The 19,971-nt window shown below is 67.5% G+C and carries 15 protein-coding genes; 10 read left to right on the forward strand and 5 right to left on the reverse strand.

Annotated elements, in window-relative coordinates; translation table 11 throughout:
- Window positions 1-322 precede the first annotated feature (322 nt).
- From aat to trxB, 3 genes are read right to left on the reverse strand one after another with little or no spacing between them, the layout of a single operon-like run.
- A complete protein-coding gene (gene aat, locus KPL74_04315) occupies window positions 323-1,039 on the reverse strand; it encodes a leucyl/phenylalanyl-tRNA--protein transferase (protein QWT21227.1) in 717 nt (238 codons plus the stop codon).
- On the reverse strand, window positions 1,036-2,169 hold the full coding sequence (locus KPL74_04320; GenBank protein ID QWT21228.1) for a GNAT family N-acetyltransferase: 1,134 nt from the start codon (window positions 2,167-2,169) through the stop codon (window positions 1,036-1,038). Before KPL74_04320 ends, aat begins: the two co-directional genes overlap by 4 nt.
- Before the next feature lie 43 nt (window positions 2,170-2,212).
- Complete coding sequence (trxB, locus tag KPL74_04325) at window positions 2,213-3,175, reverse strand: thioredoxin-disulfide reductase (GenBank protein QWT21229.1); 963 nt, start codon at window positions 3,173-3,175, stop codon at window positions 2,213-2,215.
- Window positions 3,176-3,386: 211 nt separating this feature from the next.
- Between trxB and KPL74_04330 the strand changes: the two genes are divergently transcribed.
- The 9 genes from KPL74_04330 to KPL74_04370 all read left to right on the forward strand — a co-directional run bounded on the left by KPL74_04330 (window position 3,387) and on the right by KPL74_04370 (window position 16,449).
- Window positions 3,387-4,451, forward strand: a complete 1,065-nt coding sequence (locus tag KPL74_04330; GenBank protein ID QWT21230.1) for an alanine dehydrogenase — start codon at window positions 3,387-3,389, stop codon at window positions 4,449-4,451.
- Window positions 4,452-4,549: 98 nt separating this feature from the next.
- Window positions 4,550-6,829 carry a DNA translocase FtsK 4TM domain-containing protein gene (locus KPL74_04335; GenBank protein ID QWT21231.1) on the forward strand — a complete coding sequence of 760 codons (2,280 nt, stop codon included), beginning with the start codon at window positions 4,550-4,552 and terminating at the stop codon, window positions 6,827-6,829.
- A 3-nt stretch (window positions 6,830-6,832) separates the two neighbouring features.
- Window positions 6,833-7,261 (forward strand): hypothetical protein, encoded by a 429-nt coding sequence (locus KPL74_04340; protein ID QWT21232.1) that lies wholly within the window; start codon window positions 6,833-6,835, stop codon window positions 7,259-7,261.
- A 137-nt stretch (window positions 7,262-7,398) separates the two neighbouring features.
- The gene (gene lolA, locus KPL74_04345) at window positions 7,399-8,049 is read left to right on the forward strand and encodes an outer membrane lipoprotein chaperone LolA (protein ID QWT21233.1); all 651 of its coding nucleotides are present in this window, start codon (window positions 7,399-7,401) and stop codon (window positions 8,047-8,049) included.
- Between the two features lie 542 nt (window positions 8,050-8,591).
- Window positions 8,592-10,064, forward strand: a complete 1,473-nt coding sequence (locus KPL74_04350) for a pilin (GenBank protein ID QWT21234.1) — start codon at window positions 8,592-8,594, stop codon at window positions 10,062-10,064.
- A gap of 113 nt (window positions 10,065-10,177) precedes the next feature.
- A complete protein-coding gene (locus KPL74_04355) occupies window positions 10,178-13,138 on the forward strand; it encodes a DUF2339 domain-containing protein (GenBank protein ID QWT21235.1) in 2,961 nt (986 codons plus the stop codon).
- A complete protein-coding gene (locus KPL74_04360) occupies window positions 13,128-14,513 on the forward strand; it encodes a DUF3999 domain-containing protein (protein QWT21236.1) in 1,386 nt (461 codons plus the stop codon). The genes KPL74_04355 and KPL74_04360 overlap by 11 nt, the downstream gene beginning before the upstream one ends.
- Window positions 14,514-14,568: 55 nt before the next feature.
- Window positions 14,569-15,900, forward strand: coding sequence for a replication-associated recombination protein A (locus tag KPL74_04365; GenBank protein ID QWT21237.1), 1,332 nt, complete (start codon window positions 14,569-14,571; stop codon window positions 15,898-15,900).
- 111 nt (window positions 15,901-16,011) lie between these two features.
- Complete coding sequence (locus KPL74_04370; GenBank protein QWT21238.1) at window positions 16,012-16,449, forward strand: hypothetical protein; 438 nt, start codon at window positions 16,012-16,014, stop codon at window positions 16,447-16,449.
- A gap of 165 nt (window positions 16,450-16,614) precedes the next feature.
- On the opposite strand, the gene KPL74_04375 is transcribed toward KPL74_04370, so the two are convergent.
- Together KPL74_04375 and KPL74_04380 are read right to left on the reverse strand one after the other, a co-directional pair.
- A complete protein-coding gene (locus KPL74_04375) occupies window positions 16,615-18,459 on the reverse strand; it encodes a hypothetical protein (protein ID QWT21239.1) in 1,845 nt (614 codons plus the stop codon).
- A 44-nt stretch (window positions 18,460-18,503) separates the two neighbouring features.
- Window positions 18,504-19,262, reverse strand: coding sequence for an AraC family transcriptional regulator (locus KPL74_04380; protein ID QWT21240.1), 759 nt, complete (start codon window positions 19,260-19,262; stop codon window positions 18,504-18,506).
- A 115-nt stretch (window positions 19,263-19,377) separates the two neighbouring features.
- On the opposite strand from KPL74_04380, the gene KPL74_04385 reads away from it, so the two are divergent.
- Window positions 19,378-19,947 carry a hypothetical protein gene (locus KPL74_04385; protein QWT21241.1) on the forward strand — a complete coding sequence of 190 codons (570 nt, stop codon included), beginning with the start codon at window positions 19,378-19,380 and terminating at the stop codon, window positions 19,945-19,947.
- The last annotated feature ends 24 nt before the right edge of the window (window positions 19,948-19,971 follow it).

The following is a 19,971-nucleotide window of genomic DNA, read 5'->3' on the forward strand; positions in this document are numbered from 1 at the left end:
GCGCGCTCCTACAGGAGCCCGCCGCCGGTGCCGTGGCTGTCCAACCCAGCCCGCGGCACGGATGAGGAGAGCCCTCGGTGCCTACCCTCGAGGCGAGTTCCGCACAAGCGAGTGCCCGTAGGGCAATAGGTACATGGGCCGCGGCTGCGGCCAACCTTGTCGAGCGCGGAGGACCTGTCTGAGCAGCGAGGGTAGGCAGCGAGGGCTGTCCTGCGGCAAGGCCCGAGCGCCGCGGGGACGGCATTCGCGCGCAGGCGCGCTCCTACAGGGGCGGCGGTTCGGCCGGAGGCCGCGGGGCATGCGCCGCAACGCGGCGAACCGCTTAGATCGACGGCAGCGGCACCGCCGCCTTGATCCACGAACCCGGCGCGCCCGGCATCGCCGCCAGGCGACGCGCCTGCGCCACGAACTGACGACGCGGCACCTCGACCGCACCCATCGACAACAAATGCGAATTCGTCACCTGCGCATCCATCAGCGGAAAACCCCAGCCATGCAACAGCTGGCACAACCCCGCCAACGCCACCTTCGACCCCCCCGGCTGCGCACTGAACATCGACTCACCACAAAACAACCGACCCACCGCCACGCCGTAGATACCACCCACCAGCGAGCCGCGATCCCACACCTCCACGCTATGCGCATGCCCCAGCCGATGCAGCTCCTGGTAGGCAGCCATCATCTCCTCGGTGATCCACGTCCCCGGCTGGCCATTGCGCGGCGCCGCGCACGCACGCATCACCCGCGAAAACGACGTATCGGCCGTCAGCCGCCACGACGACTTCGCCAGCTGCTTACGCATGCTCCGGCTCAGGTGCACGCCATCGGTACGGAACACGCAACGCGGATCCGGCGACCACCACAGGATCGGCTCGTCCTCGTTGAACCACGGGAACACCCCCTGCGCATACGCGGCCAGCAGGCGTTCGGCCGACAGGTCGCCGCCCCACGCGAGCAGGCCATTGGGTTCCTCCAGAGCCTGTTCGGCATCCGGGAACAGGTGGGGGCGGGCAGGGTGGAGCTGGGGCAGGCGAATCATCGTTCCGCGTAAGGCGAATGAGTCAGCAACTCGGCGCGGTAAGCCTCGCGGTGTTCGGCCTCATGTTCAAGCGCCTCGGCCACGGCACGGCGAAAACCGTCGTGGGCGATGTAGTGGCGCGAATGGGTCAGCGTTGGCAGGAAGCCACGGGCCAGCTTGTGCTCGCCCTGCGCGCCGGGTTCGAAACGGGACAGCCCTTCGGCGATGGCGTACTCGATGCCGCGGTAGTAACACAGCTCGAAATGCAGGCCGGAGACCTCGACGCTCGCGCCCCAGTAACGCCCGTACAACGCATCGCCGCCGCGCATGAACAGCGCCATGGCGACGATATCGCGATCGTCGCGCGCCATCGCCACCTGCACCTGGTTGCCCATGCTGCGGCCGAGGTACTGGAAGAAGCGGGCGGTCAGCGCCGCGTGGTTGCCCTTCATGTCGAAGGTCAGCTCGTACAAGCCGTGGATCTGCCGCCATTCGGCATCCGACAACGTATCGCCCGCGCGCATCTCCAGGGTCAAGCCGGAGGCCTGGGCATAGCCGCGTTCCTGGCGGATGTTCTTCCGCTTCTTCGCGGTCAGCGCGGCGAGGAAATCGTCGAAGCCCGTGTAGCCGCGGTTATGCCAGTGGAACTGATAGTCGGCCCGGACCAGCCAGCGGTCGTCGAAGGCGTGCAGGTCGGCTTCGGGCAGGAAATTGGCGTGGATCGAGGACAGCCCAAGGCGGTCGGCCTCGTCGACCAGGGCGGCCGTGAGCTGGTTACGCAGGATGTCGGCGGCGACGCCTTCGCGCACCAGCAGGCGCGGCCCGGGCACGGGTGAGTAGGGCGAGGCGACCAGCATCTTCGGGTAGTACTGGCCGCCGGCGCGTTCCCACGCGGCCGCCCAGCTCCAGTCAAAGACGAACTCGCCGTGCGAATTGCCCTTCAGGTAGGTCGGGGCGGCGGCGACCAGCCGGCCCTGCTCGTAAATGGCCAGGTGGTAGGGCGCCCAGCCGTAGTCCTCGCGCAGGCAACCCTTCGACTCCATCCCGTGCAGGAAGGCGTGCGACACGAACGGGTTGCCGTCCGGGACGAGCGCGTCCCAGTCGGCGGCGGGGACGCTGCCCAGGCCTCGCAGGAAACGGACGTCGGTCATGGCAGGCAGCCCCGCGCGGCGGGGCGCGCGGGGCCGGGGCCCATCAGTCGAGCTTGTGGTTCTGGTCGAGCCAGCGCTCGGCGTCCAGCGCGGCCATGCAGCCGAAGCCGGCCGAGGTGATCGCCTGGCGGTAGACGTGGTCGGCCACGTCGCCGGCGGCGAACACGCCCGGGACCGAGGTCGCCGTGGCCATGCCGGCCAGGCCGGACTGGATCTGGATGTACCCGTCCTTCATGTCCAGCTGGCCGTCGAAGATGCCGGTGTTCGGGGTGTGGCCGATGGCGACGAAGAAGCCCTGTACTTCGAGGTCGCGCTTCGCGCCGGTGTTCACGTCCTTCACCCGCACGCCGTTCACGCCGGAGTCGTCGCCCAGCACTTCGTCGATCGCGTGGTTCCACAGCAGCTCGATCTTGCCGGCCGCGGCCTTCTCGAAGACCTTGTCCTGCATGATCTTTTCGGCGCGGAGCTTGTCGCGGCGGTGGACCAGGTAGACCTTGCGCGCGATGTTGGAGAGGTACAGGGCCTCTTCCACGGCGGTGTTGCCGCCGCCGACCACGACCACGTCCTGGTCGCGGAAGAAGAAACCGTCGCAGGTGGCGCAGGCGGAGACGCCGCGGCCCTTGAACTTCTCTTCCGAGGCGATGCCCAGGTACTTGGCGGTGGCGCCGGTGGTGATGATCAGTGCGTCACAGGTGTACTCGCCGCCGTCGCCCTTCAGGCGGAACGGGCGGTTCTGCAGGTCCACGTTGTGGATGTGGTCGAACACCATCTCGGTCTCGAAGCGCTCGGCGTGCTCGGCCATGCGGCGCATCAGTTCCGGGCCCTGGACGCCCTTTTCGTCACCCGGCCAGTTGTCCACCTCGGTGGTGGTCATCAGCTGGCCACCCTGCTGCAGGCCGGTCACCATCGTCGGCTTGAGGTTCGCACGGGCCGCGTAGACGGCGGCGGTGTAGCCGGCGGGGCCGGAGCCGAGGATCAGCAGGCGGCTGTGCTTGGGGGTGCTCATGTATAATCCTTGAGGTTTGCTGCGGCTGTTTCAGTCGTACCGCTCGCCTCTTGCGGCAGGAAGCTAACGCCGTGTCGAGGTTCCGCGAGATTGCGTCGACCCGGAAGAATGGGGAAGACGAGTGTGCGATTCAAGACATTCCGCTTTATGCCGGTGGCCACCATGTCCCCACATGGGGGCTTAATTCTGTACTTTCAGGATCTTCCTCAAGATGCGCATTGGTATCCCCTCCGAAACCAAGACCCTCGAAGGCCGCGTGGCCCTCATTCCCGCCGCCGCGGCCGACCTGGTCCATCGTGGCCATGAGGTCTTCATCCAGTCCGGCGCCGGCACCAAGAGCGGCTACGCGGACAGCGACTATTCGGCCCTCGGCGTCACCGTGGTGCCCGACGCCGCCGCCCTGTACGAAAAGGGCGAGCTGATCGTCAAGGTCAAGGAGCCGATCGAAGGCGATCTCAAGCTGCTCAAGAAGCACCACCTGCTGTTCTGCTACCTGCACCTGGCCGCCGAGCCGGCGCTCACCAAGAGCCTGCTGGACATCGGCCTGACCGGCATCGCCTTCGAGTCGGTGGACGAAAACGGCCTGCTGCCCCTGCTGCTGCCGATGTCGGTCATCGCCGGCCGCATCGCCACCCAGATCGGCACGACCCTCCTGCACCAGCCCAACGGTGGCAAGGGCAAGCTGCTCGGCGGCATGGCCTCCACCCCGCGTGGCAAGGTCGTGGTGCTCGGCGCCGGCGCCGCCGGTGGCAACGCTGCCGCCCTGGCCGCCCAGGCCGGTGCCAACGTGGTGGTGTTCGACAAGCGCCAGGACCGCCTCGCCGAGATGATGGCGATGGGCCCGAACGTCACCGCGCTGTACCCGTACGAGTCGTCGGTGGCCGAGGAAGTGCGTACCGCCGACATCGTCGTCGGCGCCGTGCTGATCCCGTCCGCCAAGGCCCCGCGCGTGGTCACCGAAGCCATGGTCAAGACGATGGAGAAGGGCTCGGTGCTCGTCGACATCTCGATCGACCAGGGCGGCTGCTTCGAAACCTCGCGTCCGACCACCTGGAAGGAACCGACCTACGAAGTGCACGGCGTGACGCATTTCTGCGTGACCAACATGCCGGGCGCCGTGCCGCAGACCTCGTCCACCGCCATCTCGGCGGCCATCCTGCCGTACGTGCAGCGCCTGGCGTCGGGCAACGAGTGGCGCGACTACGCCCCGCTGGCCGCCGGCATCAATATCGAAGGCGGCAAGCTGATGCACCCGGCGCTTCAGGGCATGGCATGATGCCCCGGTCCAAGACCGAAGTGGTTCGCTAAGTGGCGCGCAGCGCGAAAGTAGTAAAAAAACAGGCCCGGGCGAAGGCCCAGGCACAGCAGGAGGGCTTGAGCGAGGAGCTCAAGCGCCGCCTGCGCGAAGCGGGGGCACTCTTGCTGCTCCCGCTCGCGCTGTACCTGCTGGTGTGCCTGCTCAGCTATAACGACCAGGATCCCAGCTGGGGTCACATGGGCGTGGCTGAGCACGCCACCAACTTCGGTGGCGCGGTGGGGGCGAACATCGCCAACCTGCTGCGCTACATCTTCGGCCTGGTCTCTTATTTCTTTCCGCTGCTGCTGCTTGCCCTGGGCATCCAGGTCATCCGCCACCGCGGCGAGCGCGTGGTCCAGCCCTGGGAACCTTCCCTGCGGCTGATCGGCTTCGTGTTCTTCTTCATCACGGCGCCGGCCCTGGTCTACCTGAATGTCGATTCGCCGATCCTGCCGGAAGGCCCGGGCGGCATCGTCGGCAAATGGGTAGGCAACGGCCTGCATCGTGCGTTTGGCGATAAGGGTGCACCGCTGCTGTTGCTGGCGGTGTGCCTGATCGCGATCACGCTGGCCACCGGCCTGTCGTGGTTCAAACTGATGGATTCAACCGGCGAGCTGGTCATGAAGATCGGCGGCTGGTTCGGCGGCAAGGTGCGCCAGGCCCCCGAGGTCATGGCGGCCCGTTCCGCCCGCGCCGAGCGCGAGGTGGTGAAGAAGGCCGAGGCGGTCAAGCAGGCCAGGCGCGAGCCCGTCCGCATCGAGACCCCGGCGCCGATGGTCGTAAAGAGCGACCGTGCCGTCCGCGAAAACCAGATTCCCCTGTTCACCGGCGCGTCGATGGATGGCGAGATTCCGCCGTTGTCGCTGCTGGACGAAGCCCCGCCGCAGGGCCCGGGCTATTCGGAAGAAACCCTCGAGGTGCTCTCGCGCCAAGTCGAGCTGAAGCTGCGCGACTTCCGCGTGGAAGCCCGCGTGGCCGGCGTCTACCCGGGCCCGGTGATCACCCGTTTCGAGCTGGAGCCCGCCGCCGGCGTCCGCGGCAGCCAGGTCTCCAGCCTGGACAAGGACATCGCCCGCGGCCTGTCCGTGGTCAGCGTGCGCGTGGTCGACGTCATTCCCGGCAAGAACGTCATCGGCCTGGAAATCCCCAACACCAAGAAGCAGATCGTCTACCTCTCGGAGATCCTCAAGTCCGAGCGCTACGACCAGGTGAAGTCGCCGCTGGCGCTGGCCCTGGGCAAGGACATCGGCGGCAAGGCGGTGGTCACCGACCTCGCCAAGATGCCCCACCTGCTGGTCGCCGGTACCACCGGTTCGGGTAAGTCCGTGGCGGTGAACGCCATGGTGCTGAGCCTGCTCTACAAGAGCAGCCCGAAAGACGTGCGCATGATCATGATCGACCCGAAGATGCTGGAGCTCTCCGTTTACGAGGGCATCCCGCACCTGCTCGCGCCGGTCGTCACCGACATGAAGGAAGCCGCCAACGCGCTGCGCTGGTGCGTGGCCGAGATGGAGCGCCGCTACAAGCTGATGGCCGCGGTGGGCGTGCGTAACCTCGGCGGCTTCAACAAGAAGGTGCAGGAAGCGGAGAAGGGCGGCCAGCCGTTGCTGGATCCGCTGTTCCGCGCCAACCCGGACATGCCGGGCATGGTCGCCGAACCGCTCGAGCCGCTGCCGCACATCGTCATCATCATCGACGAATTCGCCGACATGATGATGATCGTCGGCAAGAAGGTCGAAGAGCTGATCGCCCGCCTCGCGCAGAAGGCGCGTGCGGCCGGCGTGCACCTGATCCTGGCCACCCAGCGTCCGTCCGTGGACGTCATCACCGGCCTGATCAAGGCGAACATCCCCACCCGCATCGCGTTCCAGGTGTCGTCGAAGATCGATTCGCGGACCATCCTAGACCAGTCCGGCGCGGAAGCCCTGCTCGGCCACGGCGACATGCTCTACCTGCCGCCGGGCACGGCCACGCCCGAACGCGTGCACGGTGCCTTCGTGGACGACCACGAGGTGCACAACGTCGTCGAGTGGCTGCGTGCGCAGGGTGCGCCGAACTATATCGAAGGCGTGCTGGAGGAAGTGCAGAGCACCTCCGACGGCAAGATCATCAACGACGCCGGCCTGCCGCAGGAAGCCGACGGCGATGGCGACAGCGACAACGCGTTGTACGACCGCGCCGTGCGCGTGGTGACCGAGACGCGCCGCGCCTCCATCTCCGGCGTGCAACGCCACCTGCGCATCGGCTACAACCGCGCCGCCCGCCTCGTCGAACAGATGGAGCAGGACGGCATCGTCAGCGCGCCCCAGCACAACGGCAATCGCGAAGTGCTGGCACCGCCGCCCCCGAAGGACTGACCCATGAATGCCCTGAAGCCGGGTGCGCTGCGCCAGCGCCCCTGGAGCCTGCTCGTCACCGGTGACCTCAAACCCACCCGTGAAGTGCTGGACGAGGTCGAAAACGTGTTCGAGCTGAACCCGTCGATCCCCGGCCTCGAGCTGCGCGGCGCCGACGGTACCACCTGCACCCTGGTCCGCGAATACCCCGCCGGCCACACCGCCGAAGTCGACGACGCGCTGGAAGTGATCTTCGCCGAGCAGGGCGAGATCGCCGAAATCGTCGTGCTCGGCCAGGAAGCCCGCCCCGCCCACGTCGCCACCCGCAGCGCGCCTTACTGGCACCGCGACGGCAAGGCCATCGCGGACATCAGCGAGAAGATGGAGGCGGGGGAGATCTCGCCGGCTGAGGCTATTGATATGTTGAAGTCGTTGTTTGAGGTGGGTGGGTGAAGCGTCAATGGTTAAGCGTTAGCTGTGTAGGCTGGCGCCGGACCGTATGCTCCGCTCCGTTCGCCGGCGGTTACTGACGATTGACCATTTACGCTTTACCGAGCCACTCTCCGCACGAATCCTCGAGACTGCCCCCCATGAAACGTTTCCTGCTTGCCGCTTCCCTTTCCCTGCTTGCCTTGCCTGCGTTTGCGGCGGGTCCGGCGCGTGAGCGGCTGGATGCGTTTGCGAAGGGGCTGCATTCGTTGACGGGGCGGTTTAGCCAGACCTTGTTCGACGTGAATGGTGGGCCGGGGAAGACCTCGACGGGCGTGGTGTCGCTGGAGGCGCCGCGGCAGTTCCGTTGGGAGGTGTTGTCGCCGAGCAAGCAGACGATCGTCGCGGACGGTAGCCGGGTGTGGCTGTATGACCCGGACCTGGACCAGGTGACGGTGCGTAAGCAGAGCACGGAGGAGGCGCAGAGTCCGCTGACGGTGCTGACGGATCTGTCGCAGCTGGACAAGGGTTTCTTCAAGGTGGCGGAGCAGGGCGAGCACGACGGGATGCAGTGGCTGCGTCTGTCGTCGACGTCGAAGGATCCGGCGTTCGATTACGCGGATCTTGGTTTCGATGCGGGTGGCCTGGCGCGGATGGAGTTCAAGGATCAGCTGGGTAATACGACGCGGATTCTGTTCACGGGCTGGCAGAAGAATGTGGCGCTTCCGGCGGAGACGTTCAATTTCGTGCCGCCGAAGGGTGCCGACGTGATCGGCGACGCCCCCGTCCTCCAGACCCAACCCGTCCACTAACCGCCCTGGCGCTCTGTAGGAGCGCGCCTGCGCGCGAATGCCGTCCGCGCGGCGCTCGGGCCTGCACGCAGGACAGCCCTCGCTGCCTACCCTCGCTGCTCAGACAGGTCCTCCGCGCTCGACAAGGTTGGCCGCAGCCGCGGCCCATGTACTTATTGCCCTACGGGCGCTCGCTTGTGCGGAACTCGCCTCGAGGGTAGGCACCGAGGGCTCTCCTCCATCTTGCCGCGAACTGGGTTGGACAGCTGCCAGGCGGCCCCTGTAGGAGCGCGCCTGCGCGCGAATGGAGGTCACGGCGGCGTAGCCGCAACTCCGAGACGCATCTTCGCGCTATCAAATCCATCGCTACGCAGCCTGGCCCGAATCCCAACCGCAAACCAAACCCACCCCCCACTGTGCAGCTTGCCCGCGCCCGGTTATAAAGCTCGCCTTGGACAGGGGGATAGCGGATGTCGTTTTGTGTCGTGATCGCTGGGTCGTTGCCTGGCGCCGTGGACGAGCTTGCTGTGTGGGCGGCTGTCGCGAGGGGTTTTCGGATTGACGTGGCGGAGTTCGAGCAGCGGATGCTGCCGCGTTTGCCGTTGGTGGTGAAGCAGGGGTTGGATGAGGCGGCTGCGCGGGCGATGGCTGACGGCCTGGTTCGTTCGCATATCGATGCGCGTGTGGTGGCCGACGACGGTGTGCTGGCGGTGTTCGAGCGGGCGGGGTCGACCCGTGGGCCGGTGCCGTTGGCGGGCCTGGGTGAGTTCATCCTCAATGGCGAGCGGTATCGGCGGCAGGGTGACAGGGAGTGGTCGGTGTGGGTTGAGCCCGTATCGACGGCTGTCGAGGAACCGGTTGTCGAGGACCGCGTCGAAGTGCCGGTTGGCCTTGTGCTGGAACCCATGACGCCTGCGGTAGAGCCCGACGCTTCTGAGCCGGGTATCTGGATTGCGCGGCAGGGTGAGCCGCATGGGCCGTATCCGGCGTCGACGATCCGGCATTGGCTGAAGGACGGCAGTATTTCGCTGGATACGCTTGCGTGGCGTTCGGGGTTGCCGGCTTGGGTGGCGCTGGCTGCGGTGTTGGGTGAGCCGTTGCCGGCGGGTGGGTCGGTGCCGCCGCCGTGGGCGGGTGGGATGGAGGGGTTTTCGGCGGGGCCGCGGCATGGGTCTTCGCCGATGGATGGTCGGCGTGCCTTCCCGCGCCCGCCGGCCTTGCATTGGTTCGTGGTGGCGTTGCTGTCGACGGTGTCGTTCGGTCTGTTTATCTGGGTCTGGGTCTTCGTGCAGTCGACCTGGGTGAAGAAGATCGACCGCACCAGTAGCGCGACGACCCTGTTGCTCATCGCGTTGGGGACGGCGTTCTTCGGCGGCGTGCTCGCCGGTGGCATGGGTGGCACGGCCGGGGCATCGGTCCAGTCGCTGTTTTCGCTGGCCGCCGGCATCCTGATGATCATCGCGAGCTTCCTGATGGCGAATTCGGTGGCGTCCGAAGCCAAACGGCTGGGCCTCGACGTGGGCTTCGGCGGCATCACGCTGTTCTTCTTCAACGTCTTCTACCTGCAGGGCACGCTGACCTGGCTTGCCCGCTGGAAGGACACCGGCCAGACGACGCCGAAGCCGCCCAAGGCGGTGTTGTGGTGGCTGTTTGCCGTGCCCTTCGTCGTGGCGGTTGCCGCGGCGATCGCGATCCCGCAGTACCAGGGTTATGTGATCCGTAGCCAGGTGGCCGAGGGCGTCACGCTGGCGGGTGAGTTGAGGACGCCTGTGCTGACCTACCGCGCGCAGCACGGGACGTTCCCGGCGGACAACGCGGCGCTTGGGATGAAGGATCCGGAAGCTATCCATGGCAGGTACACGGAGAGCGTCAGGGTGTCGGCAGGCACGCTCTACGTGACGTATGGCGATCAGGCCAACATCAAGATCCGTGGGCGGTCGCTTTCCCTCAGCCCCGTGCAGCGGCCTGACGGGGTGACCTGGCAGTGCGCTTCCAACGATATCCCGATGGCGTACCTCCCGCCGTTGTGCCGCTGACGCCACGGCCAGGGCGCCAGGCCATGTCTCCCAGCGGCATGGCCATAACGGCACGAGCGACTTTCGTGCAAGACTCCGCACCACGACATCGGACGTGTTGAGGTAGCAAGGGCATGTACGTGGTGTGGGCTATCGTGGGGGCCATCGTCGGCGGGTTGATCGGAGAGGGCATCCCTGGTGCCTGCGCCGGCTTCGCCATCGGTCTGCTTTGGGGACGGTTGTCGCTGACCCGGCGTGAGCTGGACGAGCTGAAGGCGCGTGTCGGCCTCCTGCCGGAGCCGGCGACCTCGTCGTCGGTAGCCCGCGACGCCCGCGATCCGGCCGCATGGCCGGCTGCCGATGCGGCCACCCGTACCGCGCCGCGTCCTGCCGACGTGTCGCCCGTCGCTGCCCCGCAAGCCACCCAGCGGCCGCCAGGCTTCCCGGCGCAAACATCCGACCTTCCGCCTTCCGCGGGACCGGTCAGCGCGCCTGGCGACGGCCCGTTGCCGCCGCCGATGCCGGGCGGCACGGCGCCTTCCATTCCTCCGTATGCGCGTCCCGCGGCCCACGCCGCATCGGTCTCTGCATCGCAAGGCGCCATGCCGCCTCCACCGCCTGCGCAGCGCCCGATCCCGTTCGAACCGGCTGGTCCCTCGGCCATCGAGCGCTTCTTCGACACCGCCAAACGCTGGTTCACCGAAGGCAATGTCCCGGTGAAGGTCGGCATGCTGGTGTTGTTCGCTGGTGTTGCCGCGTTCCTCAAATACGCCTCCGACCAGGGCTTGCTGCACGTGCCGGTGTCGGTGCGCCTGAGTGTCGTCGCGCTCGCGGCGATCGCCGGCGTGGCCTTCGGCTGGTGGCAGCGCGATACGCGCCGGGCGTTCGCCTTGTCCTTGCAGGGCGGTGCGCTGGGCGTGCTGGTGATGACGGTGTTCGCGGCCTATCGCCTCTACGGGCTGATCGACGCGTTGCCGACCTTCGTGTTGCTGGTGATCTTCGTCGGATCGCTTGGCGTCCTCGCCGTGTTGCAGGATTCGCTGGCGCTGGCGGTGCTCGGCCTCATCGCGGGGTTCGCCGCACCGATCCTCGCGTCGAGCGGGCACGGCAACCATGTCGCCCTGTTCTCGTACTACGCGGTGCTCAACCTCGGCATCTTCGCCATCGCGTGGAAGCGCGCGTGGCGGGTACTCAACGTGCTCGGTTTCGTCGCGACGTTCGGCGTCGGCACGGCGTGGGGCGTGCTCGGTTACCGCCCGGAATTCTTCAACAGCACCGAACCGTTCCTGGTCCTGTTCTTCCTGCTCTACGTCGCGGTGCCGTGGCTGCACGTGTTGCGTTCGCCGCGTCGCGACCGCGCGATCCTCGATGGCTGCCTGATGTTCGGCACGCCGATCGTGAGCCTGTTGCTGCAGGGTGCGTTGCTCGACTGGAAACCGATGCCGATCGCGATGTCGGCACTGGTCGCGGCCGCGCTGTACGTCGCCATCGCCTTCGCCGTGCGCAAGCGCGAGGACATGGGCCTGCTGCGCGAAACCTGGGCCGTGCTGGCCGTGGCCTTCGCAACCACCGCGATCCCGCTGGCGCTCAGTGCCAGCGTCACCGCGTGCATCTTCGCGCTGGAAGGCGCGGGGCTGGTCTGGCTGGGCTTCCGCCAGCAGCGCCGCCTGCCGCGCTGGTCGGGCATCTTCCTGCAGCTGGCCTCCGGCGTCGCGTGGACGCTCGCCGACTTCCCGCATGCGGCGCTACGCGACATCCCCTTCGTCAACGCGTACTTCGTCGGCGCCATGCTGATCACCGCCGGCGGCGTCGCCTGCCTGTGGCAGTACGACCGGCACAGCGCGTCCAAGGGCATCGGCAGCCTGGCCCGCGGCGGTTTGCTGCTTTGGAGCGTGGCGTGGTGGCTGCTCGGCTTCGGTAGCGAGGTCGATCATTTCGTCCTCGCCGACGCGCCGCGCTGGGCCGCGTTCATGGCCTTGTTCGGCGTCACCGGCTGGGTGCTGGCCGTGGCGACGCGCTACGTGCGCAAGCTGGACCTGGGCGTGATGCTCGCCGGTGCGGTGCCGCTCGCCTTCGTGGCGATGATCGCGCAGGCGCTTTACGCGGACAGCGACAGCATCCAGGTCTTCATGGGCTGGCCGTTGCTCGCGGTAGCTGTTGCGGGCGTGTCGGCGTGGTTCTCCCTGCGTGCGCTGGTGACCCAGGGCGTGGTCGCGCATGGGATCACCGCGGTGGCGGCCGAGACGCTGTGGTGGGGTATCTGGCTGGCTCTGGCTTACGTGGGCACGCATCAGGCGTTTGGGTATCGGCCCGGTGTGGGCGATGGGTGGCAGGTGTTGGCGTATGTGGCGCCGGTGCTGCTGCTGACGAAGCTGGCGTTTTGGGTGCCTTCGGTGGCTACCGTGCCGTTGTCGGTGGGGCTTTCGCGCGCGGGGCGCGCTCCTACAGAGAGCGGTGGTGGCGCGCATGTGCATGGCATGAACCTCGGCGATGCGGTGGCGATGGCGCGGCGGGTGATCGCGTTGGGCGGGTTGTCGGCCAGCGTGGTGATCGGCGTGATGGCCGCCTGCGTGGATGGCAGCGCGCAGCCGTTGCCGTTCATTCCCGTGTTGAATCCGCTGGAGCTCGTGCTGGTCGCCGTGTTCGGTCTGATCGCGCGGGCCTTGTGGGATGCGGAGACGCCGGTGGCGTTCCGTCGCGTGCGTCCGGCGATCCTCGCCGTGGCGTTCTTCGTTATCGCCACCAGCATGACCCTGCGCGCCGTGCATCACCTGGGCGGCGTGCCGTGGGACGAGCGCATGGGTAACTCCAGCCTCGCCGAGCTGTCGCTGACCATCGTCTGGAGCGTCATCGGCGTGGTCGCCTGGGTGCTCGGCTCGCGTCGTGGCCAGCGCCTGCTGTGGATCGCCGGCGCCGCCTGCATGGGCATCGTTTTGGCCAAGCTTCTTCTCGTCGACCGTGGCCATCTGGGCAACCTGTTCGGCATCGCTTCGTTCATCGCCTATGGCCTGCTCTGCACGGTCATCGGTTACCTCGCACCCGCTCCGCCAAGGCAGGCACCTGTTGAACCCGAAGAGTCTCCCCATGCGTCGTGATGGCCGGATCGGCCTGTTCGTGATCTACGTGACCGCGCTGGGCGCGGTGCTTTCCCCGGCGCAGGCCGATAGCGTGCCGTCTTACGCGTATGCGTGGCCGGTGCAGGCGACGCCGGGCGCGCATGCCAGCGCCTACGTGCTGGAACTGCCGCGCGAGGCCTATGCGTGGGCCGAGCCCGATGCCGGGCTCGCCGACGTGGTGGTGGTCGATGCGAAGGGCCGCGAGGTTGCCTCCGGGCCGTACACGCCGGCGGCGCCGACCTCGCACCCGGTCACCCTCGATGCACCGCTGTTGCCCGTGCCCAACGGCAGCGATGGCGTGGCCGGGCCGAGCATCCGCCGCAGCACCAACGGCGACATCGTGATCGAGCCGGGCGCGGCGCCGGCCAGCGGCCATGTGCACGAATGGCTGTTCGACGCACGCAACGCGATCGCCCCCGAGCGGCTCGAATTCCCGCCGACGCAGCGCGACGTGAAGCTCAGCGTCGACATCGACGCGAGCAGCAACCTGCAGGACTGGCGTCCGCTGGTCGCCGGCGCGTCGATCGTCGTGCTCGGCCATGGCGACGGTGCGGTCGATGCGCGCGTGGTCAAGCTCGATGGCGGCCCGGCGCGGTATTACCGCGTGCGGACCAGCAGCGACGATGCGCCGTGGGGCGCGTCGACGACGGACGAGGCCACCGCGAAAGTCACCTTGTCCGGCAGTGTCATCGACGCTGCGGCGCGTGACGACGCGAAGCGACAGTGGCTCGACGTCACCGGGACCCAGGCGGCGACCAGCGGCACGGGCGTCGACTACGACTACAAACTCCCGGCGGCCCTCCCGGTCGACGGCATCCGCGTGACCCTGGGCGCGGGCGATAGCGTCGCCCGGCTGGAAGCGGTGGCCGTGAACGGGCCGATGAGCGGGGAATCGCTGGGGACGATCGTGGTGACCCCGGGCCAGGACGACACCCGGCCGCTGGGCGTCGCGGCCACTCGCCGTGACCTGATCCGGCTGCACTCGGCCACGCCGCTGCGCAACCCGCCGAAGCTCAGCGTCGGCTGGCGTCCGGACCGCATGGTCTTCCTACCCGAGGGCGATGCGCCGTACCGGCTGCAGGTGGGCAGTGCCAGCGCCCGCCGGGCGGCCTGGCCGATCGGCGACGCCATCGCCGCGCTGCGTACCCGCAACGGCCCGGCCTGGCGCCCTGACGGGGTGACCCTGGGCGAGGCCGTGCTGCTGGATGGGAAGAAGGCCCTGACCACCCGGGCACCGTTCGACTGGACCCGGCCGATCCTGTGGATCGTGCTGTTGCTGGGCGCGGCGCTGGTCGTCGGCATGGCGGCCACCCTCCTGCGCAAGCCGCCGCCGGCCGATCCGGACGCCCATTGAGGCAGCGTGCACGGGGAAGGGCGATAATGGTCGTTCCCCGCACGTATCGTGAGCCATGCCGTCCTACCAGACCCCCGGCCTGTTCGCCGAACCCGAAGCCCTGAAGCCCCTCGCCGAGCGGATGCGCCCGCGCAGCCTCGACGAGATCGTGGGCCAGCAGCGCGTGGTGGGCGCGGATAAACCGCTGCGCCGCGCACTGGAAGCCGGCAAGGTCCACTCGATGATCCTGTGGGGTCCGCCCGGTTGCGGCAAGACCACGCTGGCGCTGCTGGTGGCGCGCTATGCCGACGCCGACTTCCGGGCGATCTCCGCCGTTATGAGTGGGCTGCCCGACGTACGCAAGGCGCTGGCCGAGGCCGAGGGCAACTTCGCCCAGGGCCGCCGCACGGTGTTGTTCGTCGACGAGGTGCACCGCTTCAACAAGGCGCAGCAGGATGCGTTCCTGCCGTACATCGAACGCGGTGTGATCATCTTCATCGGCGCGACCACGGAGAACCCGTCGTTCGAGCTGAACTCCGCGTTGCTCTCACGCTGCCGCGTGCACGTGCTCGATGCGGTCAGTGCGGACGACATCGTCGCCGCGCTGCGCCGTGCGCTCGGGGATAGCGAGCGGGGCATCGGTGATCTGCACCTGGACGTCGACGATGCGACCCTGAAGCTGATCGCTTCGGCCGCCGATGGCGACGTGCGTCGCGCGCTGACGCTGCTGGAGATCGCCAGCGAACTGGCCGACGGCGGGCGCATTGACGACGCCACGCTCGAACAGGTGCTGGCCGATCGCACGCGCCGTTTCGACAAGAGCGGCGAGCAGTTCTACGACCAGATTTCCGCGCTGCATAAGTCGGTGCGTTCGTCCGATCCCGATGCCGCGGTGTACTGGCTGACCCGCATGCTGGATGGTGGCTGCGATCCGCTCTACCTGGCCCGGCGGATGACCCGCATGGCGGTGGAAGACGTCGGCCTCGCCGAACCCCGCGCGTGGCGCATGGCGCTGGATGCGTGGGACACCTTCGAACGCCTCGGCAGCCCCGAAGGCGAACTCGGCCTCGCCCAGCTCGCCATCTGGCTGGCCATCGCCCCGAAGAGCAACGCCGCCTACATGGCCTTCAACAAGGCCAAGGCCACGGTGAAGCAGATGGGCACGCTCGACGTGCCGATGCACCTGCGCAATGCGCCGACCAAGCTGATGAAGGGGTTGGGCTATGGCACGGGGTATCAGTACGACCATGACGCCGAGGGTGGTGTCGCGCTCGACCAGGTGTGTTTGCCGGATGAGCTGGTCGGGACGACGTTCTACGAACCGGTGGATCGTGGGCTGGAGCTGAAGCTGCGCGAGAAGTTGAATGCGTTGCGTGCGGCTCGCGCTGCTGCGCGCGGCGACGGGTAACCTCGCCCTCGTACATGGTCGCGAAAAACGGTCGCGCGCGGGCGCGCTCCTACATTTGGGATTGGGCGGGGACAGGGAAACGGAATGGGGTCTTACAGGGGTATGGGGCTGGTGGCTGGGCTTGTGTTGGCGGTGGCGGGTTGCGCCACGGCGCCGGTAGTCACCGATCCGATGGCGGCGAAGGTCAGGCGGCTGGTCGACGACACCACCCATGAACGCCGCGAGGCACAAGCGTTCGCTTCGCTGGAACAGCTTGGCCCTCCCGCCGTGCCTTACATCGTCGGGCAGCTGGGTGACATGCGGAAACTACCGATCGAGCAGATTGACCTGGCCAATCACGCGCCGGATGCCTTCGAAAGCATTCGCCACTACGGGCCCCAGGTCGTGCACGACGCATTGGCAGCCATCCTCAACCAGGTTACCGGGCAACACTTCGGCTTCGTCTACAACGGCGCGACCGATGCGCAGCGCGCCGACAACCGCCAGCAATGGGTCACGTGGTGCGTGGCAACCTACCCAGCCCAAGCCACCACCTGCCGCGGCATGTAGGAGCGCGCCCGCGCGCGACATCTGTTCGCGATCATGTCCCAGGGTTATTTTTTTCACGCCTCAGGTTTAGTGTTTTCACGCCCAGGTTCGTTGTTTTTCTGGTGTGCCGCCGGGCGATAAAAAACCATCGCGCGCAGGCGCGCTCCTACAGGGGTGACGCAATGTTCAGCGTGCGGCAGTGTTGCGGCGGTAAAGCTTCGCCAACTCCCCCACCTTCCCGCGTATCACCTCCATATCCGCCCCGACCAGCTCGGCGGGCGTCAACTCCCGCCCAAAGAAGTGCTTCAACAATTCCTTAGGCGGTGCATCGAACCCCTCAGCCATCATCGCCGCATAGCGCTTCTGGAAATCCGCCGGGTCTTTCGTCGCCATCGCGAACATCTTCGTCGCCCATAGGCCGGCGTAGAGGTAGTTGGCGAGGTAGAGCGGATCCTGGTACATCAGCCGCTTGCCGATCCATGCGTGGGATAGCTGGGGATCGATCGCCGGCCAGATCTCGAATTTCTTCGTGATCTCCAGCGTCAGCGCATCCATCCCGGCGGCGTTCTTGATCTTCCCCGCGACGACGCCATCGTAGATGCCTTCTTCCAGCTGCGCTTCCTCGGCGGAGGTGAAGATCTCGAAGGTCATCTCGTCGAGCTGGGCCTGCAGGTAATAGGCCTTCGCCGCCGGGTCGTCGGTGTGGCGGTAGAGGTATTCGTAGAACAGCATCTCGTTGAGGATGGCGATGCCTTCGTGCATCCAGCTCGGGCCGTGGTTCAACAAGGGTGACACGCCGTGTTCGTTCATCAGCTGCGAGTGGATCGCGTGGCCGCCTTCGTGGGCGACGATGCTGGCGGCCTTCACCGTCGGCTGCCAGGTGCCGAGGAACAGCGTCCCGGGTGCGCCCGGTGCCGTGAGCGAGAAGTTGTCGTCCTCGCGGTTGCCCTGGGTGGTGGAGAGGTCGGTGCGCTTATTCGCCGGATCGAGCAGGGCACGGAAGCGCGCGGTGTAGTCGCTGCCGAGCGGTGCCAGCGCGGCGGGAATCACCGTGCGCAGCTTCGCCTCGTCGAAGGCCGGCACGGTGAAACCGGGCAGGGGCACCGACAGGTCCCAGCTGTGCGCCTGGTCGATGCCGAGGCGCGTCGCCGTCTGTGCGGCACGCAGCTTCTGGTAGTCCTGCAACACCGACGCCTGCGCCTCGACCGCCTTCGCCGTCGCATCCACGTCGGCGCGATCGAACAGCCGATGGAAATACTCCGCCTCCGGCGCATCCTTGAAATGCTCCAGCTTCGCCACGCGGTCGCCGAGCCGGACGATGCCGATCAGCGTCGCCGCATACGTCTCCGCCTGCGCGGACAAGGCGTCCTGGCGTTGCTTCCACGCCTGCTCGCGTACATGCCGATCCGGATCCTTCGCCAGCGCGTCGGCGTCCTTGTTCGCGTCGAGGTCACCCTTCGCGGTGTGCACCGTGCCGTAAGGCGCCGCGCGGCGGGTCTTCTGGTAGATCGCCCAGAACGAGGCCGCATCCTGGCCGGAGAGCGACGACAGCACCGCCTGTTCGCCCTCCGGCAGTTCATGCGGCAGCACGCGGGTCGCGCGTTCCAGCAACCAGCGGTACTTACCCAGCGCAGGCACGGCGGCGACGTCGGAGGCGAAGCCCGCGTCGCCCACGCTGCGCAGGGTCTTGCGGGTGCGTTCGGCCAGGGTGCCGGCCGCGTCGGACATCGCCGAGCTGACGTCGTCGGCCACGTGGTCGTCGATGTCCAGCGCCGTGCGCAGGTGCAGGTAGACCTCATGCTGCTGGCTACGCGCGGTGAGTGCTTCCACGCGATGCAGGTAGTCGAGCAGTTCAGTTGCGCCGGGCTTGTCCAGCACCGGCAGCGCATCGATGTCCGCGATCAGCTGCGTGCGATCGGTGGCCTCCACGGCCGGCGTGGCGAACCACGGGCTGGGATCGATGCGCTGGTCGTCGGCATGGGTCGGGGCGATGGCGAGGGCGAGCAGGCAGGCGAGGGTGCGTTTCTTCATGGGTGGCACCGTAACAGCCACCCGGCGCCGACGCTTTACACGGATTAGCGCGACGCGCGGAAGGCCGACGGCGTGGTCGCGTGCACCGCGCGGAACGAACGCGAGAACTGCGCCGCACCGGCGAAACCGCATTCCAGCGCGATCTCAAGCAAGGGCCGGCGGGTGTTGCGCAGGAGCACCGCGGCACGCTCCACGCGCAGGCGGCGCAGGTAATCGCCGGGCGTGCAGTGGTGGAACAGGCGAAAGCTGCGGGCCAGGTGCACGGGGTGGCGGCCCGCGACCACGGCAAGGTCGGCGAGGGTGACCTCGCGTGCCGGGTCTTCGTGCAGGTATTCGCGGACCCGACGCAGCCAGCCCGGTTCCATCAGCGTGAGCTCGGACAGGCCGCGGGCGGTCTCGGCGAGCACGTCCAGGGCGAGCGATTCGGCGCTGAGCGCGGCGTGGTCGTCGTCGACGGCCAGGGCATGGATGATCCGCCGGCCCATCGCGCGCAGGCTCGCCGAACGCTGGACCAGCGGCCGGCCGTCGAGGCGGGCGCGGTGCTCGGCGAGCAGGTCGTGCACGGTGTCGTCGGGGGCGAAGATCACCTTGCGTGCGCCTTCCCGGCCAAACCGCTGGCCATGGCTCGCATGGGCGGGGCAGAACAGCAGGTCGCCCGGGCCGTGCTCGTTGCGCATGCCGAGGATGCTCTCCTCGTAGGTGCCGTCGACCACCAGGCAGAACCACGCCTCGTCGTGCCGGTGCATGGCCATCTGGCCACCGGGGCGGTATTCGGAGATGTGCAGGTCGGTCAGGCTTTCCACGACGCAGTCCTTCGCTGTGTGGGTCGATCATAGCCTGACCCCAGCCAAACGGCCGATTCCCTAAAGCCACCGGCCGCCTTACCCTCCCCATGGCACCCCCACGGGAGACTTCGCCATGCGCCTTGTCATCGCCGCCGTGATCGGCGGGTTGCTGATGTTCCTCTGGGGTGCGTTCGCGCACATGGTGCTACCGCTGGGCGAGTTGTCGATGAAGGCGCCGCTGGACGAGACGCGGATGCTCGACACCCTGCGCACCGCGCTACCGCCACAGCCGGGCATCTACGTGGTGCCGCACTTCGACATGGCCATGCGCAACGACGACAAGGCCGTGCAGGCCTACATCGCGAAGACCGAAGCCAATCCCTACGCCTTCATCGTCTACCAGCCGCAGGGCCGCAACCCGATGGACATGGGCCACAACCTGTTCCACCAGTGGTTCAGCGACACGCTCGCGGCGTTGATCCTTGCGCTGGTGCTGATGACCGCCGGTGCCGGCGTACGCCGCGGCCTCGTCTTTGGGCTGGGCTTCGGCGTGTTCGCGTGGCTGAGCATCAGCGTGCCGTACTGGAACTGGTACCGCTTCCCGATGCCGTTTACCTTTGGGTACCTGGCCGAACAAGGCATCGGTTGGCTGATCGCCGGCGCCGCGATGGGTGGCTGGCTGGCGCGGAAGAAACGGATCTGAACAGGCCTGGTTCCCTGGGCCCTC

It is taken from the genome of Bacillus sp. NP157, from assembly GCA_018889975.1.
Taxonomy (GTDB): Bacteria; Pseudomonadota; Gammaproteobacteria; order Xanthomonadales; family Rhodanobacteraceae; genus Luteibacter.

Coding starts and splice junctions, on each gene's coding strand:
- aat (QWT21227.1), bottom strand. CDS start 1,039: ATGATTCGCCTGCCCCAGCTCCACCCTGCCCGCCCCCACCTGTTCCCG.
- KPL74_04320 (QWT21228.1), bottom strand. CDS start 2,169: ATGACCGACGTCCGTTTCCTGCGAGGCCTGGGCAGCGTCCCCGCCGCC.
- trxB (QWT21229.1), bottom strand. CDS start 3,175: ATGAGCACCCCCAAGCACAGCCGCCTGCTGATCCTCGGCTCCGGCCCC.
- KPL74_04330 (QWT21230.1), top strand. CDS start 3,387: ATGCGCATTGGTATCCCCTCCGAAACCAAGACCCTCGAAGGCCGCGTG.
- KPL74_04340 (QWT21232.1), top strand. CDS start 6,833: ATGAATGCCCTGAAGCCGGGTGCGCTGCGCCAGCGCCCCTGGAGCCTG.
- lolA (QWT21233.1), top strand. CDS start 7,399: ATGAAACGTTTCCTGCTTGCCGCTTCCCTTTCCCTGCTTGCCTTGCCT.
- KPL74_04355 (QWT21235.1), top strand. CDS start 10,178: ATGTACGTGGTGTGGGCTATCGTGGGGGCCATCGTCGGCGGGTTGATC.
- KPL74_04360 (QWT21236.1), top strand. CDS start 13,128: ATGCGTCGTGATGGCCGGATCGGCCTGTTCGTGATCTACGTGACCGCG.
- KPL74_04365 (QWT21237.1), top strand. CDS start 14,569: ATGCCGTCCTACCAGACCCCCGGCCTGTTCGCCGAACCCGAAGCCCTG.
- KPL74_04375 (QWT21239.1), bottom strand. CDS start 18,459: ATGAAGAAACGCACCCTCGCCTGCCTGCTCGCCCTCGCCATCGCCCCG.
- KPL74_04385 (QWT21241.1), top strand. CDS start 19,378: ATGCGCCTTGTCATCGCCGCCGTGATCGGCGGGTTGCTGATGTTCCTC.